Below are 494 nucleotides of genomic sequence, written 5' to 3' on the forward strand. Positions count from 1 at the left end.
AGTTCGGCGTAACCACCCACGGCGCCCAGACCATCGGTCGGCTTTTCGAGACCGGCTGCGAGGCCGATGCCGGCCCAGCCGCCGATACCCGACAGGATACCGATGTACTGCTTGCCCTTGAATTCCCAGGTCGTCACGTTGCCGATGATGCCCGACGGGGTCTTGAACTTGTACAGTTCCTTGTTGATATCGTCGGCATCGACGCACTTGAGGTAACCCTCGAGCGTGCCGTAGCAGGCGATGCCACCGGCGGTGACCAGCGAACCCGACCAGACCGAGAACTTCTCCGGCTTGGACTGGACGATCTTGCCCTTGCCTGCGTCCCAGGTGATGAAGTTGCCCATGCCGCCGTGGCTGCCCGGGGCCGGGTACATCGACAGGGTGGCGCCGACGTACGGCTGACCGGCGGTGTATTCAACACGGAACGGCTCGTAGTCCATGCAGACGTGGTTCGTCGGCACGTAGAACAGGCCATTCTTCGGGTTGAACGAAGC

General features: G+C 62.3%; 1 pseudogene. It reads right to left on the reverse strand.

The features are described from left to right. Positions 1-494: pseudogene (locus NMQ16_RS19160) on the reverse strand (PQQ-dependent dehydrogenase, methanol/ethanol family); the annotation flags it as partial.

Source organism: Methyloversatilis sp. XJ19-49, assembly GCF_024580145.1.
In the GTDB taxonomy this organism is placed as follows: domain Bacteria; phylum Pseudomonadota; class Gammaproteobacteria; order Burkholderiales; family Rhodocyclaceae; genus Methyloversatilis.